General features: G+C 66.7%; 17 protein-coding genes. 11 read left to right on the top strand and 6 right to left on the bottom strand.

All coding sequences use genetic code 11. The features are described 5' to 3' along the window. Positions 1-315: 315 nt before the first annotated feature. The 4 genes from AC3WON_RS29695 to AC3WON_RS29680 all read right to left on the bottom strand — a co-directional run bounded on the left by AC3WON_RS29695 (position 316) and on the right by AC3WON_RS29680 (position 3526). Complete coding sequence (locus AC3WON_RS29695) at positions 316-1092, bottom strand: enoyl-CoA hydratase (RefSeq protein ID WP_010809914.1); 777 nt, start codon at positions 1090-1092, stop codon at positions 316-318. A gap of 93 nt (positions 1093-1185) precedes the next feature. Further along, complete coding sequence (locus AC3WON_RS29690) at positions 1186-1938, bottom strand: amino acid ABC transporter ATP-binding protein (RefSeq protein ID WP_492321488.1); 753 nt, start codon at positions 1936-1938, stop codon at positions 1186-1188. A gap of 37 nt (positions 1939-1975) precedes the next feature. Further along, the gene (locus tag AC3WON_RS29685; protein ID WP_010809912.1) at positions 1976-2629 is read right to left on the bottom strand and encodes an amino acid ABC transporter permease; all 654 of its coding nucleotides are present in this window, start codon (positions 2627-2629) and stop codon (positions 1976-1978) included. A gap of 111 nt (positions 2630-2740) precedes the next feature. After that, positions 2741-3526 carry an amino acid ABC transporter substrate-binding protein gene (locus AC3WON_RS29680; RefSeq protein WP_035819783.1) on the bottom strand — a complete coding sequence of 262 codons (786 nt, stop codon included), beginning with the start codon at positions 3524-3526 and terminating at the stop codon, positions 2741-2743. Positions 3527-3792: 266 nt separating this feature from the next. On the opposite strand from AC3WON_RS29680, the gene paaG reads away from it, so the two are divergent. The 3 genes from paaG to paaK are packed head-to-tail and all read left to right on the top strand — an operon-like array spanning position 3793 to position 6464. After that, positions 3793-4617 carry a 2-(1,2-epoxy-1,2-dihydrophenyl)acetyl-CoA isomerase PaaG gene (paaG, locus tag AC3WON_RS29675; RefSeq protein ID WP_052181647.1) on the top strand — a complete coding sequence of 275 codons (825 nt, stop codon included), beginning with the start codon at positions 3793-3795 and terminating at the stop codon, positions 4615-4617. A gap of 40 nt (positions 4618-4657) precedes the next feature. After that, positions 4658-5110 carry a hydroxyphenylacetyl-CoA thioesterase PaaI gene (paaI, locus tag AC3WON_RS29670; RefSeq protein ID WP_010809909.1) on the top strand — a complete coding sequence of 151 codons (453 nt, stop codon included), beginning with the start codon at positions 4658-4660 and terminating at the stop codon, positions 5108-5110. Positions 5111-5159: 49 nt separating this feature from the next. Further along, positions 5160-6464 (top strand): phenylacetate--CoA ligase PaaK, encoded by a 1305-nt coding sequence (paaK, locus tag AC3WON_RS29665; RefSeq protein WP_492353336.1) that lies wholly within the window; start codon positions 5160-5162, stop codon positions 6462-6464. A gap of 57 nt (positions 6465-6521) precedes the next feature. Here the strand turns inward: paaK and mltA are convergent, their stop codons facing one another. Beyond that, the gene (gene mltA / locus AC3WON_RS29660; protein ID WP_492353335.1) at positions 6522-7667 is read right to left on the bottom strand and encodes a murein transglycosylase A; all 1146 of its coding nucleotides are present in this window, start codon (positions 7665-7667) and stop codon (positions 6522-6524) included. Between the two features lie 115 nt (positions 7668-7782). Between mltA and AC3WON_RS29655 the strand changes: the two genes are divergently transcribed. Beyond that, positions 7783-7998: a hypothetical protein gene (locus tag AC3WON_RS29655; protein ID WP_439671014.1), complete on the top strand. Its 216-nt coding sequence runs from the start codon at positions 7783-7785 to the stop codon at positions 7996-7998. A 13-nt stretch (positions 7999-8011) separates the two neighbouring features. Here the strand turns inward: AC3WON_RS29655 and apaG are convergent, their stop codons facing one another. Then, positions 8012-8386, bottom strand: coding sequence for a Co2+/Mg2+ efflux protein ApaG (gene apaG / locus AC3WON_RS29650; RefSeq protein ID WP_010809905.1), 375 nt, complete (start codon positions 8384-8386; stop codon positions 8012-8014). 239 nt (positions 8387-8625) lie between these two features. Between apaG and rpe the strand changes: the two genes are divergently transcribed. The 7 genes from rpe to AC3WON_RS29615 all read left to right on the top strand — a co-directional run bounded on the left by rpe (position 8626) and on the right by AC3WON_RS29615 (position 15132). After that, positions 8626-9327: a ribulose-phosphate 3-epimerase gene (rpe, locus tag AC3WON_RS29645; RefSeq protein WP_010809904.1), complete on the top strand. Its 702-nt coding sequence runs from the start codon at positions 8626-8628 to the stop codon at positions 9325-9327. Beyond that, positions 9324-10067, top strand: coding sequence for a phosphoglycolate phosphatase (gene gph / locus AC3WON_RS29640; protein ID WP_492321451.1), 744 nt, complete (start codon positions 9324-9326; stop codon positions 10065-10067). Before rpe ends, gph begins: the two co-directional genes overlap by 4 nt. Before the next feature lie 421 nt (positions 10068-10488). Continuing rightward, positions 10489-12006, top strand: a complete 1518-nt coding sequence (gene trpE, locus AC3WON_RS29635) for an anthranilate synthase component I (RefSeq protein ID WP_010809902.1) — start codon at positions 10489-10491, stop codon at positions 12004-12006. Between the two features lie 20 nt (positions 12007-12026). Beyond that, positions 12027-12596 carry an aminodeoxychorismate/anthranilate synthase component II gene (locus AC3WON_RS29630; RefSeq protein ID WP_010809901.1) on the top strand — a complete coding sequence of 190 codons (570 nt, stop codon included), beginning with the start codon at positions 12027-12029 and terminating at the stop codon, positions 12594-12596. 62 nt (positions 12597-12658) lie between these two features. Next, positions 12659-13684, top strand: a complete 1026-nt coding sequence (gene trpD, locus AC3WON_RS29625) for an anthranilate phosphoribosyltransferase (RefSeq protein ID WP_492353337.1) — start codon at positions 12659-12661, stop codon at positions 13682-13684. 11 nt (positions 13685-13695) lie between these two features. After that, the gene (gene trpC / locus AC3WON_RS29620) at positions 13696-14499 is read left to right on the top strand and encodes an indole-3-glycerol phosphate synthase TrpC (RefSeq protein ID WP_492321452.1); all 804 of its coding nucleotides are present in this window, start codon (positions 13696-13698) and stop codon (positions 14497-14499) included. 3 nt (positions 14500-14502) lie between these two features. Further along, positions 14503-15132 (top strand): CYTH domain-containing protein, encoded by a 630-nt coding sequence (locus tag AC3WON_RS29615; RefSeq protein WP_492321453.1) that lies wholly within the window; start codon positions 14503-14505, stop codon positions 15130-15132. Positions 15133-15219 lie beyond the last annotated feature (87 nt).

Raw genomic sequence — 15219 nt, 5'->3', positions numbered from 1 at the left:
AGAGCTTTCCTCGTTTCGTCAACCGTTTCAGCATCTTTTTTTGCTGCGGCCAGCGCGCCAACTTCGCTGCGCCAACCGCTCCGGTCGACCCTGCAACCCGCGCCCCGTCTGCTTTGCAGCGCTGCGTTGTGTGTTGCGAGGGGGCGAATAGTAGGCCGGATTCGTGCACCTTGCAACAACTTTGTCACAACGATCCGCTATGGGTTCCGGGCATTATGTCGTAAGCCGTTGAGCGGAAAAGGAAATCCCGGAAAGACGAGTGCGGGAGAAACATAATACCCCCGCACTGCCCTCGGGTATTCCCTGATCCCGGCCTCAGCGATGCTGGAAATTCGGGCTGCGCTTCTCGACGAAAGCCGCCATGCCTTCCTTCTGGTCTTCGCTGGCGAAGGTGGCATGGAACAGCCGGCGCTCGAAGTGCACGCCTTCGGCCAGCGTGGTCTCGTAGGCGGCGTTGACCGACTCCTTGATCATCATGACCACCGGCAGCGAGAACCCGGCGATGGTTTCGGCAGCCGCCAGCACTTCGTCCAGCAGCTTGTCGGCCGGTACCACGCGCGATACCAGGCCCGAGCGCTCGGCTTCGGCGGCGTCCATCATGCGCGAGGTCAGGCACAGGTCCATGGCCTTGGCCTTGGACACCGCGCGCGGCAGGCGCTGGGTGCCGCCGGCGCCGGGCATGGTGCCCAGCTTCACCTCGGGCTGGCCGAACTTGGCCGAATCCGCCGCGATGATGATGTCGCACATCATCGCCAGTTCGCAGCCGCCGCCCAGCGCATAGCCGGCCACGCCGGCAATCACCGGCTTGCGGATCTTGCGGATGGTTTCCCAGTTGCGCGTGATGTAATCGCCCTTGTACACATCCATGAAGGAATACTTGGCCATCATGCCGATATCGGCGCCGGCGGCAAAGGCGCGCTCGCTGCCGGTAATGACGATGGCGCCGATGCCCTCATCCTGGTCGAAGGCGGTCAGCGCGGCGCCAAGCTCGTCCATCAGCGCGTCATTGAGCGCGTTCAGGGCCTTCGGACGGTTCAGCGTGACCAGGCCAACACGGCCACGGGTTTCGACCAGGATGTTTTCGTACGGCATGTCTTCTCCTATGTATTTGCAGGCGGATGGCACCGTCGCCACCGGCTGCGGGCTATTCTGCCACCGGTTGCGGCGTGGCGGCGCCGGCGCCGCCTAGAGCATATGCGCCAGGAATTCGCGGGTGCGCGCGTGAGCTGGTGCCCCGAACACTTCCTCAGGCGGCCCTTCCTCAAGAATCCTGCCCTCATCCATGAACACGACGTGGTTTGCCACTTCCCGCGCAAACCCCATCTCATGCGTGACGACCAGCATGGTCATATGTTCTTCGGCCAGTTGCCGCATGGTGCGCAGCACCTCCCCGGTCAGTTCCGGGTCCAGCGCCGAGGTCGGCTCGTCGAACAGCATGATGTCGGGCTCCATGGCCAGCGCCCGCGCAATCGCCACCCGCTGCTTCTGGCCGCCGGACAGGCGCGCCGGGTAGCTGTCCCGCTTGGCCAGCAGGCCGACCTTGCGCAACAGCTCTTCGGCCTTGGGCACCACCGCGTCGCGCGCCAGTCCCTTGACGGTCATGGGGGCTTCGATGATGTTCTGCAGCACCGTCATATGCGGAAACAGGTTGAACGACTGGAACACCATGCCCATCTTCCGGCAGATGCGCCGCACTTCCGCGTCCGGCACATATCTGGCTGTGCCGTCAGGGCCGGCGGCCGTCAGCGCCTCGCCTTCGATTTCAAGGGTGCCGCGGTCAATCACCTCAAGATGATTCAGGCAGCGCAGCAAGGTACTCTTGCCCGAGCCCGAGGGCCCGATCACTGCGGTGACATCCCCCTTGTGCAAGGTCAGGGAGACACCGCGCAAGACCTCCAGTGACCCGAACGATTTGAACAGATCCCGCGCCGCGATCATGATGCCGGGCGTATTGTGGGAATTGGCGCCGGTCGGGCTAGTCATCATGTTTGGCATAGCGTTTTTCGAGATTCTGGAAGAACCAGGTCAGAATCAACGTCATCACCAGATAGAAGAGCGCGGCGACCAGGAAAGGCGTGGTGGTGAAATCACGCTGCACGATGCCGCGCGCGGTGCGAAGAATATCGTTGAGGGCCAGCACGTAGATCAGGGACGTGTCCTTGATCAGCGTAATGGTTTCATTGCTGACCGGCGGCAACACCCGGCTGACCATCTGCGGCAGCACGACCCGCCGCATGGTCTGGAAATAGGTCATGCCCAGCGCCTTGCTGGCCTCATACTGGCCGCGATCGACCGACTTGATCCCGGCGCGGAAGATTTCCGCGAAATAGGCCGCGTAGTTCAGGGCGAAAGCCACCACCGCCGCGGGAAAGTCAGGCAGGCGCACGCCGATGACGGGCACGAACGGCAGTGCGAAATAAATAAACAGCATCTGCAGCATCAGCGGCGTGCCGCGCATCAGCCAGATATAGCCATTGACCAGGCCGCTCAGCCACGGCCATGACGAGATGCGTGCCAGCGCCAGCGCAAGCCCCAGCGGCACCGACAGGGCGAGCGTGATGGCGAATAGTGTGAGCGTGACTTGCGCGCCCTGCGCCAATGGCGCCAGAAGAGATAAGACGTAGTCCATGCTCGCGCGAAACAGAAGGAGGTGGGATCCCGGGCGCCGGGACGGCGCCCGGGGTCCGGACATGGCGCGGCGCCCTGCCTGAACGGCGCAGGGCCTCACGCAGCGTCTGGATTACTTGGTGATGTCAGTGCCGAACCACTGGGTGGCGATGCGGGCTGCCGTGCCATCCTGCTTCATCGAGGCCAGGGTTTTGTCGAGCTTGCCGAGCAGCTCGGCGTCATCCTTGCGCACACCGACGCCATATTCTTCCGTGCCGAAGTTTTCCTCCAGCACCTTGTATTCGCCGGCACGCTTGCTGATCAGGTAGCGGCCCACCACTTCATCCACCACAATTGCGTCGAGGCGGCCGGTCGACAGGTCCATCAGCGCCGTCACGTTATCGCCGAAGGTCTTGAGTTCCTTCAGGCTGGCGGCGACCTGGCTTTCCTTCTTGATCGCATCCACCGCGCTGCTGCCGTCCTGCGCGCCGACGATGCGGCCGGCCAGGTCGGCCTTGGCTTTCACCGGCGAGCTGGCACCGACGATGACGATCTGGTGGTTGGTCATATAGGGCGCGGTGAAGCTGATGTTCTTCTTGCGCTCTTCGGTGATGGTCAGCCCGTTCCACAGCACATCCACGCGCTTGCCGTTGAGTTCCGCCTCCTTGGCGCTCCAGTCGATAGGCTTGAACTCGACCGTCATGCCGAGACGGCGGCTGGCCTCCTTGGCCATGTCGATATCGAAGCCGACCAGCTCGTTGTTGTTATCGCGAAAACCCATGGGCGGGAAGTTGTCGTCCAGGCCGACAATGATCTTGGTGGCCGTGTCGGCGCCGGCAGCGGGGGCCGCTTCTTTCTTGCCGCATGCCGCAAACAGCGCCACGGACGAAATCAGGAGTAATGCAGCGATCTTCTTCATAGGAATTCCAATGCGAATAGGCGAGCATGCCGGGATCCGCACAGAGATGTCGGCCGGCAGGTTTCAGATTGTTGTTGGCAGCGCGATTATAGAGCGACGCCCGCGCCCGGCATTGCGGACCCTGCCGGCATCGGAAGCCACGTGCCAACCGACAGCCAAAAATAGTGCTAACATTTGCCGACCGACTGGTCGGTTTATTTAAGAGGCGCCGTCGACAACAGCCGCCCGCGCCGACCGCGACAAAATATCCGGCAGGAGACAACCCAATGCCCCCGATGTCCACCTCCGCTGGCCAGCCGGTCAGCATCGACGCCGGCCCGGTCTTGCTGCAATGGCAGGGCCCGGTTGCCGTGATCACCCTGAACCGCCCCGACAAGCTCAACAGCTTCACCCGCGCGATGCACCAGGCGCTGCAGCAGGCGCTCGACCATGTCGAGGCCGGCGGCGCGCGCGCCCTGCTGCTGACCGGGGCGGGCCGCGGCTTCTGCGCCGGCCAGGACCTGGCCGACCTGGATTTCACGCCCGGGCACATGACCGACCTGGGCGAGCTGATCGATACCTGGTTCAACCCGCTGATCCGCCGGCTGCAGGCCCTGCCGCTGCCGGTGGTGGCCGCGGTCAACGGCACCGCGGCCGGTGCCGGCGCCAACCTGGCGCTGGCCTGCGACATGGTGCTGGCGGCGCGCTCGGCCAGCTTTATCCAGGCCTTCGTCAAGATCGGACTGGTGCCGGATTCGGGCGGCACCTGGCTGCTGCCGAAGCGCATCGGCATGGCGCGCGCGCTGGGCCTGGCCATGACCGGCGAGCGGCTGAGCGCCGAAGAGGCCGAGAAATGGGGCCTGGTCTGGGAGACCATGGACGACCCGCTGCTGCCGGAACAGGCGCTGGCGCTGGCCACGCACCTGGCCGGGCAGCCGACCCGCGCGCTGGCCGCGATCAAGCGCGCCATGCATGCCAGCGCCACCGCCACGCTGGACGCCCAGCTGGACCTGGAGCGTGACCTGCAGCGCGAACTCGGCCAGTCCGCCGACTATGCGGAGGGCGTCAACGCCTTCCTCGAAAAGCGCGCACCGCACTTCACCGGCAAGTAAGCCGCGCGGGCCTTCCCGCCACTCTATATAGGAGACCAGCTTGAAACAGGACCCCCAGGCCCTCGCCGAAGCGGCCGCCGCCGCCATGTATGAAGCCGACACCTGCAGCCGCTGGCTGGGCATCACGGTCGAGGCCGTGCGTCCCGGCTATGCCCGGCTGACCATGCCGGTGCGCAAGGAATTCCTCAACGGCCACGGCATCTGCCACGGCGGCCTGATGTTCACGCTGGCCGATTCGACCTTCGCTTTTGCCTGCAACAGCCATAACATCAACACTGTGGCCGCAGGTTGCAGCATCGAGTTCCTCAAGCCCGTGCACGGCGGCGACGTGCTGACCGCCGAGGCCACCGAGCAGGTCCTGTCCGGCCGGCACGGCATCTACGATATCCGCGTGACCAACGCCGCGGGCCAGGTGGTGGCGATGTTCCGCGGCAAGTCGGCGCAGATCAGGGGACATGTGGTGCCGCCGCCGGAAGGGACGGAAGGCACCTGAGCAAATCCGGCAAGATACTTAAGATAAACGCCCCCGTGCAGGAGACGACATGAGCACGCGCCTGACCGATCTGCCCCTGGATGCGATCGAGACCGCCAGCCGCGCCGAGCTGCAGGCCTTGCAGCTGGAGCGGCTGAGATGGTCGCTCAACCACGCCTACGCCAATTCGCCGGTGTACCGCCGCAAGTTCGACGAAGCCGGGGTCCACCCCGACCAGCTGCATTCGCTGGCCGACCTGGCGCGCTTCCCGTTCACCAGCAAGCAGGACCTGCGCGACAACTACCCGTTCGGCATGTTCGCGGTGCCGCAGGACCGCGTGGCGCGCATCCACGCCTCGTCCGGCACCACCGGCAAGCCCACCGTGGTCGGCTACACGCTCCAGGACATCGACAACTGGGCCACAGTGATGGCGCGCTCGATCCGCGCCTCGGGCGCGCGGCGCGGCGACAAGGTGCACATCAGCTACGGCTACGGGCTCTTTACCGGCGGCCTGGGCGCCCACTACGGCGTGGAAAAGGCCGGCCTGACCGCGATCCCCTTCGGCGGCGGCCAGACCGAGCGCCAGGTGCAGCTGATCCAGGACTTCAAGCCCGAGGTCATCATGGTGACGCCCAGCTATATGCTGGCGATCGCCGACGAGTTCGAGCGCCAGGGCATCGACCCGGCCGGCAGCTCGCTGCGCGTGGGCATCTTCGGCGCGGAGCCGTGGACACCGGAAATGCGGCTGGCGATCGAGAAGCGCATGGGCATCTCGGCAGTCGATATCTATGGCCTGTCAGAGGTGATGGGCCCGGGCGTGGCCAATGAGTGCGCCGAGACCAAGGACGGGCCGACCATCTGGGAAGACCATTTCTACCCCGAGATCATCGATCCCGACACCGGCGCAGTGCTGCCCGACGGGGAGTTCGGCGAGCTGGTGTTCACCTCGCTGACCAAGGAGGCGATGCCTGTGGTGCGCTACCGCACCCGCGACCTGACCAGGCTGCTGCCCGGCACGGCGCGCCCGGCATTCCGCCGCATGGAGAAGATCACCGGCCGCACCGACGACATGATGATCGTGCGCGGGGTCAACGTGTTCCCGTCGCAGATCGAGGAACTGATCCTCAAGCACGCCGAGCTGGCGCCGCACTACCAGTGCGTGCTGACCAAGGACGGCCACATGGACACGCTGACCGTGCGCGTGGAATGCGCCCACGGCAGCGAGCCGGCGCTGGCGCAGGGCGCGCGCGCGCGGCTGGCGCAGGAGATCAAGGCCTATATCGGCGTCACCGCCGGCATCGAGGTGCTGCCCGAGGGCGGCGTCGAGCGCTCGGTGGGCAAGGCGCGGCGGATCGTCGACCAGCGCCCGCGCTGAGGGCTGGCCACCATCAAGAAAGGGCGCCGCGATGGCGCCCTTTTTGCGTTGCCGAGGTCAGCTGCGCGGCATCAGCACCCACATGCGGCCGCCCTGCTTCATGCGGCCCGCGGTCTCGCCGGCGGCATCGCCCGCACCCCAGAAGAAATCCGCGCGCACCCCGCCCTTGATGGCGCTGCCGGTGTCCTGCGCGAACATCAGCCGCTGGATCGGCTCGGTCGACAGCGGGCGCGTGGTCGACAGGAATACCGGCACCCCCAGCGGGATGGTGGCCGGGTCGACCGCGATCGAGCGCTCCGCGGTCAGCGGCACGCCCAGCGCGCCCACCGGGCCGTCGTTGTTGGCCGGCAGCTCGCGGAAGAAGACAAAGCGCGGGTTGATGTTGAGCATCTCGTCGACGCGGCCCGGGTTGGCGCGCGCCCACGCCTTGATGCCCTGCATGGTGGCCTGTGCCGGCGTGATCTCGCCGCGGTCCAGCAGCCATTTGCCGAACGAGCGGAACGGCTGGTCGTTGGTGCCGCCGAAGCCCACCCGCATGATGCTGCCGTCGGCCATGCGGATGCGGCCCGAGCCCTGGATCTGCAGGAAGGCGGCCTCGACCGCGTCATCCACCCAGACCAGCTCGCTGCCGCGCATGGCCGGGTTCTGCAGCAACTCGGCGCGGGCCGGCAGCGGGCGGTTGCCGAACTGCGCCGGCTTGCGGTACAGCGGCACCTGGAACTTGCCCTGGCGCGTGCGCGAGCCGTGCAGGATCGGTTCGTAGTAGCCGGTGATCAGGCCGTAGTCAGTGCCATCGCCATTGACCACGCGGTACGGCTGGAAGTTGCTTTCGAAATAGGCGCGCATGGCGTTGAGGTTGCCGGCATCGACCATCATGCCGGCGGCACAGGCGCGGCTCCACTCGGCGCGCTTCTTCAGCGCCTGGCAGCTGGCCTGCAGCGCGGGCCAGGCGGCTCGCACGTCGTCCTGGGCCCAGCCGCCGATCTCGGCCCAGCTGGCGGCCTGCAGACTGCCCTTCTGCGACGAGGCCGTCGGCGGCGTGGTGCCGGCCGGGCCGGTCTCGATGCGCGGCGGCGGGCCGCTCATGCAGCCGGCCAGCAGCACGGCCGCGCCGGACAGCGCCAGCCAGCCGCGCATGCGCAGCGAGCGCCAGGGGGAAACCGGGGAAATCCGGGAAATCGGGAAAGAGTCTGCGTATGCCATCTTGCTATTGTTCAAAGTCCGGGCCGGCGCAGCTTGCGGGGCCGATTGCCCCTACAATCCCACCGTCATCCTTCAACCACCGCCTGCGCCCCCGCGGGCCTGCGCCGCATCCGCCATGAGCAAGTTCTTCGAAGCCCATCCCATGCTGCTGTTCGCCCTGGAAGCCGGCGTGGCGCTGTTCCTGCTGATCTTTATCGTGGTCTGGACCATGGGCACGGCGAAAAAGAACCCGCGTCCCACGCGCGCCCCGTCCGGGCATCCGTCGCGCCAGCCGGCGCAGGGCGCCGCTGAAGCGCCGCCGCAGGATCAGGACAGCGCATCGCGCCAATAGGTTCCCGGCAGGGTCAGTGCAGCATGCGCGGCAGCACCAGCGCGAATTCAGGGATCGGCACCTCGAAGCGGTGGCCGTCCTCGGCCACGCAGAAGTATTCGCCCTTCATCGAGCCCACCGGGGTCGAGATGGTGGCCCAGCTGGTGTATTCGAAATGCTCGCCCGGCTTGAGCAGCGGCTGGTGGCCGACCACGCCCAGGCCCGCCACTTCCTGCGTGCCGTTGTCGCTGTCGGTGATGACCCAGTGGCGCGAGATCAGCTGCGCCGCCACCTCGCCGGTATTGTGGATGGTGATGGTGTAGGCGAAGGCATGGCGCCCGCGCTCAGGTTCTGACTGGTCCGGCAGGTACTGGGTGCGTACCGAGACGGAGAAAGCGTACTCGCTCATCGTGGGCAGGGCCGGCTTGAGGCGCCAGGCAGGGAAGTGGGTAGCCGCATTGTGCGGGATGGCCGCGGCACGGGCAAGAGCACCGGCAAGATCACCGCGCGCCGGGGCAGCGGTAGAATATAGCCCTTTCAGGGCCGGGCCGTGCCGGACGCCCCCGCCTGATCCCCTCTGGCGCCCGCCCCTGGGCGCGCCGGAGACGCAAACAGCATTCCCCAGCACCCCACATGCTAGCCGCCGACATGAGCACGCCCACCTACCGCATCGCCCCGTCCATCCTGTCCGCCGACTTTGCCCGCCTGGGCGAGGAAGTGCGCCGCGTGACCGAGGCCGGCGCCGACTGGATCCACTTCGACGTGATGGACAACCATTACGTGCCCAACCTGACCGTGGGCCCGCTGGTGTGCGAGGCGATCCGCCCGCACGTGACCGCGCCGATCGACGTGCACCTGATGGTGCGCCCGGTGGACCGGATCATCCCGGACTTTGCCAAGGCGGGCGCCAATATCATCACCTTCCACCCGGAAGCCAGCGAGCACGTGGACCGCTCGCTCGCGCTGATCCGCGACCACGGCTGCCAGGCCGGCCTGGTGTTCAACCCGGCCACGCCGCTGCACCACCTGGACCACGTGATGGACCGCCTGGACGTGATCCTGCTGATGTCGGTCAACCCGGGCTTCGGCGGCCAGTCGTTCATCCCCGAGACGCTCAACAAGCTGCGCGCCGTGCGCCAGCGCATCGATGAGTACACCGCCCGCACCGGCCGCACCATCCTGCTGGAAGTGGACGGCGGCGTGAAGGTCGACAACATCGCCGAGATCGCGGCGGCCGGCGCCGACACCTTCGTGGCGGGCTCGGCCGTGTTCGGCAAGCCGGATGCGGACGGCGGCTACCGCGGCATCATCTCGGCGCTGCGCGGCGAACTGGCCAAGGCCGGGCAATGACCGAGGGCGTGTTCCTGCGCCGCAACGACTGGCGCGGCATCGAAGGCGTGATCGTCGACCTCGACGGCACCATGGTCGACACCGCGGGCGACTTCCACGCCTCGATCAACGCCATGCTGCTGGCGCTGGGCCGCCAGCACCCCAACCTGGGGCCGGCAGCGCCGATGTCGGAGGCGGAGATCGTCAGCTATGTCGGCAAGGGCTCGGAAAACCTGATCCGGCGCGTGCTGGACGCGCGCTTCTCGCCGCTGCACGCCAACAGCCTGTTCGCCGACGCCTATGCGCTGTACGACCGCGAGTACATCCGCATCAACGGCCAGTTCTCGCAGGTCTACCCCGGCGTGCGCGAAGGCCTGGCGGCGATGAAGGCGGCCGGGCTGCGCCTGGCCTGCGTGACCAACAAGCCCTACAGCTTCACCGAGCCGCTGCTGGCCAAGACCGGCCTCGCCCAGTACTTCGAGCTGGTCTACGGTGGCGACGCCTTCCCGCTGCGCAAGCCCGACCCCTTCCCGCTGCTGAAAGTGGCCGACGCCTTCGGTCTGGAGCCGTCGGCAATGGCGGCGCTCGGCGACTCGGAAAACGACGCGCAGGCGGCCCGCGCGGCCGGCATGGGCGTGCTGCTGGTGCCCTATGGCTACAACCATGGCAACCCTGTACAAGGCGTTGACGCCGATGGTATAGTCGACTCCATTGCCCACGCCGCAGCGCTGTTTGCAGCACACTGGGCAGGTCATCGATAGTCCGAATTTCGTCGATCCCGACCAAATCCCAAACATTTCATGTTTCTCAACCGCAAACGCATCTCTTCTGGCAGTGATCGGCAGGCTTGGCCCTGGCGTCGCTGGCGCGCCTCCCAACAGGCGTAAAGTGCGTTCGCGAGTCTGCTGACGAGCCCTCGACCCGAGGGCCTCGCCACACCGGCCTAGCTGCCGGGCATTCCCACCAAAACCCGCCGCAAGCCAGCGTAGCCGCCATATTCGTGTGCTACGTTTAGCTCAAGAACGCGCCGCACGCCCTTCCCCGGCCGTGTGCAGTCTTGTCCGCAAGCCGCTTGCACCACGGCCCGCCAACGGGGCGGGTATCCATTCGCTCCAGCCTGATTGCCGATAAGCGGCGCCGCGCCCCTCCACCGCGCAGCGCGCGCCGCACAAGAGGACCGACATGACCGAACTGGAATTCAAATCGCTGGCCGACCAGGGCTACAACCGCATCCCGCTGATCGCCGAGGCCTTTGCCGACCTGGAAACGCCGCTGTCGCTGTACCTGAAGCTGGCCCAGTCGCAGACGCGCGGCGTCAACACCTTCCTGCTGGAATCGGTGGTGGGCGGCGAGCGCTTCGGGCGCTTTTCGTTTATCGGCCTGCATGCCCGCACCCTGCTGCGCGCCTTCGGCAACCGCACCGAGGTGGTGACCGACGGCAAGGTGGTGGAAACCCACGAAGGCAACCCGCTCGACTTCATCGCCGAGTTCGAACAGCGCTTCAAGGTGGCGCTGCGCCCCGGACTGCCGCGCTTCTGCGGCGGCCTGGCCGGCTACTTCGGCTATGACGCGGTGCGCTATATCGAGAAGAAGCTCGCCGACACGCACAAGCCCGATGACCTGAACCTGCCGGACATCCAGCTGCTGCTGTGCGAGGAACTGGCCGTCATCGACAACCTGTCGGGCAAGCTCTACCTGATCGTCTACGCCGACCCGACCACGCCGGAAGCCTATTCGCGCGCGCGCCAGCGCCTGCGCGAGCTGCGCATGAAGCTGCGCCAGCCGGTGGACGTGCCGGTCACCAGCCCGTCGGTGCAGACCGAGGTCTACCGCGAATTCGCCAAGGCCGACTACCTGGCCGCGGTGCACAAGGCCAAGGAATACATCATGGCCGGCGACATGATGCAGGTGCAGATCGGCCAGCGCCTGGTCAAGCCTTACCGCGACGCGCCGCTGTCGCTGTACCGCGCGCTGCGTTCGCTGAACCCGTCGCCGTACATGTACTTCTACAACTTCGGCGACTTCCAGGTGGTGGGCGCTTCGCCGGAGATCCTGGTGCGCCAGGAAGAGCGCAAGGTCGGCACCAACGGCGACATGCGCAGCGAACACATCGTCACCATCCGCCCGCTGGCCGGCACGCGCCCGCGCGGCAATACGCCGGAGAAGGACGCCCAGCTGGCCACCGAGCTGCTGCAGGATCCGAAGGAGATCGCCGAGCACGTGATGCTGATCGACCTGGCGCGCAACGATATCGGCCGCATCGCCGAGACTGGCTCGGTCAAGGTCACCGACAAGATGGTGATCGAGAAGTACTCGCACGTGCAGCACATCGTCAGCTCGGTCGAAGGCACGCTGCGCGAGGGCATCAGCAACCTGGACGTGCTGCGCGCGACCTTCCCGGCCGGCACGCTGTCGGGCGCGCCCAAGGTCCATGCGATGGAGATCATCGACGAGCTGGAACCGCGCAAGCGTGGCATCTATGGCGGCGCGGTGGGCTACCTGTCGTTCGGCGGCGAGATGGACCTGGCGATCGCGATCCGCACCGGCATTGTCAAGGACGGCAACCTCTACGTGCAGGCCGCCGCCGGCATCGTTGCCGACTCGGACCCCGAAGCCGAATGGAGGGAAACCGAAGCCAAGGCGCGCGCCGTGATCCGCGCCGCCGAGCAGGTCCAGGATGGCCTGGACTCCGACATCTGAGAGAACAGGAGACAGACGCCATGCTGCTGATGATCGACAACTACGATTCGTTCACCTATAACCTGGTCCAGTATTTCGGCGAACTGGGCGAAGACGTGCGCACCTACCGCAACGACGAGATCACCATCGAGGAGATCGAGGCGCTCAAGCCCGACCACATCTGCGTCTCGCCCGGGCCGTGCAGCCCGAAGGAAGCCGGCATCTCGGTGGCGGCGCTGCAGCACTTTGCCGGCAAGATCCCGCTGCTGGGCGTGTGCCTGGGCCACCAGGCCATCGGCGAGGCCTTTGGCGGCAAGGTGATCCGCGCCAAGCAGGTGATGCACGGCAAGGTCAGCACCATCGAGACCACCCAGCAAGGCGTGTTCGCCGGGCTGCCCAGGCACTTCGACGTGACGCGCTATCATTCACTGGCGATCGAGCGCGAAACCCTGCCCGATTGCCTGGAGATCACCGCCTGGACCCCGGACGGCGAGATCATGGGCGTGCGCCACAAGACGCTCGCCGTTGAAGGCGTGCAGTTCCATCCCGAGTCGATCCTGTCCGAGCATGGCCATGCGCTGCTGGCCAACTTCGTCAAGGCGCCGCGATGAGACTGCTCGATTCCGCACCTTCCAGCCCGCACCACGCCATCCAGACTGTCAACGAGAACGCCATGATCACGCCGCAAGAAGCCCTGACGCGCTGCATCGAGCACCGCGAAATCTTCCATGACGAGATGCTGCACCTGATGCGGCAGATCATGCAGGGGCAGATCTCGCCGGTGATGGCCGCCGCGATCCTGACCGGCCTGCGCGTCAAGAAGGAAACCATCGGCGAGATCTCCGCCGCCGCGCAGGTGATGCGCGAGTTCGCCAACAAGGTGCCGGTGGCCGATCGCGAGAACTTCGTCGATATCGTCGGCACCGGCGGCGACGGCTCGCACACCTTCAATATCTCGACCGCATCGATGTTCGTCGCCGCCGCCGCCGGCGCCAGGATCGCCAAGCATGGCAACCGCGGCGTCAGTTCCAAGTCGGGCAGCGCGGACGTGCTGGAAGCGCTGGGCGTGAACATCATGCTGACGCCCGAGCAGGTCGGCCAGTGCATCGAAGAGACCGGCATCGGCTTCATGTTCGCGCCCACGCACCACCCGGCGATGAAGAACGTCGCGCCGATCCGCAAAGAGATGGGCGTGCGCACCATCTTCAATATCCTGGGCCCGCTGACCAACCCGGCCGATGCGCCCAACATCCTGATGGGCGTGTTCCACCCCGACCTGGTCGGCATCCAGGTGCGCGTGATGCAGCGCCTGGGCGCCAAGCACGCCATCGTGGTGTACGGCAAGGACGGCATGGACGAGGTCTCGCTGGGCGCCGCCACGCTGGTGGGCGAACTGAAGGACGGCGAGGTGCGCGAATATGAGATCCACCCCGAGGACTTCGGCCTGCAGATGATCTCCAACCGCGGCCTGAAGGTGGCCGATGCGACGGAGTCGAAGGAAATGCTGCTTGAAGCGCTGACCAACGTACCGGGCACGCCGCGCGAGATCGTCTCGCTGAACGCCGGCACCGCGCTGTACGCCGCCAACGTGGCCGACTCCGTCGAAGACGGCATCCGCCGCGCGCGCGAGGCGATTGCCAGCGGCACGGCGCACGAGAAGCTCGACCAGTTCGTGCGCGCCACCCAGCAGTTCAAGTAAGAGACGCGAATATGTCCGACATCCTGCAAAAGATCCTGGCCGTAAAGGCCGACGAAGTCGCCGCCGCGCGCAAGAAGCGCGACCTGCCCAGCCTGCGCGCCGAGGCCGAAAGCCTGCGCACTGAGCCGGGCCTGGCACCGCGCGGCTTTGAGCGCGCGCTGCGCGAGAAGATCGCCGCCGGCCAGGCCGGCGTGATCGCCGAGGTCAAGAAGGCATCGCCGTCCAAGGGCGTGCTGCGCGAGCACTTCGTGCCCGAGGCCATTGCCGAAAGCTACGCCAGCCATGGCGCCGCCTGCCTGTCGGTGCTGACCGACGTGAACTTCTTCCAGGGACACGCCGACTACCTGAAGCGCGCCCGTAGCGCCTGTCCGCTGCCGGCCCTGCGCAAGGACTTCATGGTCGACCTGTACCAGGTCTATGAAGCGCGCACCTGGGGCGCCGACTGCATCCTGCTGATCGTCGCCGCGCTGGACCCGGGCCTGATGGCCGAACTGGAAGCCTGTGCGCTTGAGCTCGGCATGGATGTGCTGGTGGAAGTGCACGGCGACGACGAGCTCGACGCGGCGCTGCGCCTGAAGACTCCGCTGCTCGGCGTGAACAACCGCAACCTGCGCACCTTCGAGGTGTCGCTGGACAACACGCTGGACCTGCTGCCGCATATGCCGGCCGACAAGCTGGTGGTGACCGAGTCCGGCATCCTCGGCCAGGCGGACGTAAAGCGCATGCGCGATGCCAACGTGCATGCGTTCCTGGTGGGTGAGGCGTTCATGCGGGCGCCGGATCCAGGGGTGGAGCTGGCACGGCTGTTTGCCTGAGCCATGGCCCAGGAAATCGAACTCAAGCTGGCCATCCCCGACGACGCCCTGGCCCCGCTGGCCGCCTGGCTCGACGCCAACGGCGCCCCGCAGGGCGAAGCCACGCTGCTCAACGTCTACCTCGATACCCCGGAATGTGACCTGGCACAGGCGCGCGCCGCGCTGCGGCTGCGCCGCAAGGGCGCGCAATGGCTGCAGACGCTGAAGACCGCAGGCAGCAGCCAGGGCGGCCTGGCCACGCGCCATGAATGGGAGACAGAGATCGCCGGCGAGGCCATCGAGCTGCAAACCTTTCCCGCGGAAGCGCAAACCGTGCTCGCGCCACTGATCGGCCGGCTGGCACCGGTGTTCCGCACCGACTTCGTCCGCCGCACCTGGCTGGTCACGCAGCACGGCGCCCGCATCGAGGCCGCGCTCGACACCGGCACCATCACCGCGCCGGCCAGCGCCGCGCAGGAACCCATCCAGGAACTCGAACTGGAATGGCTCGATGGCGACGCCGCGCACGCGGCCGATGCCCTGCGCGCCTTTGCCGCGCGGCTGGCCACCGTTGCCGCGCTGGCACCCTCGGACCTCAGCAAGGCCGCCCGCGGCTACCGCCTGGCGGGAATCGCCGAAGGCAAGGCCTCATAATCGCGGTTTTCCCGCCGAGCTTTCCTCACGCATGCAAGCCGATCTCTTCGCCGCCGAAGCCCCCCGCGCCCCCGGCGAACCGTCCCC

The sequence above is a fragment of the Cupriavidus sp. FW305-46 genome, assembly GCF_058787075.1.
The sequence above is the reverse complement of the archived record's forward strand: the minus strand, read 5'-3'. Positions and strand labels throughout refer to the sequence as shown.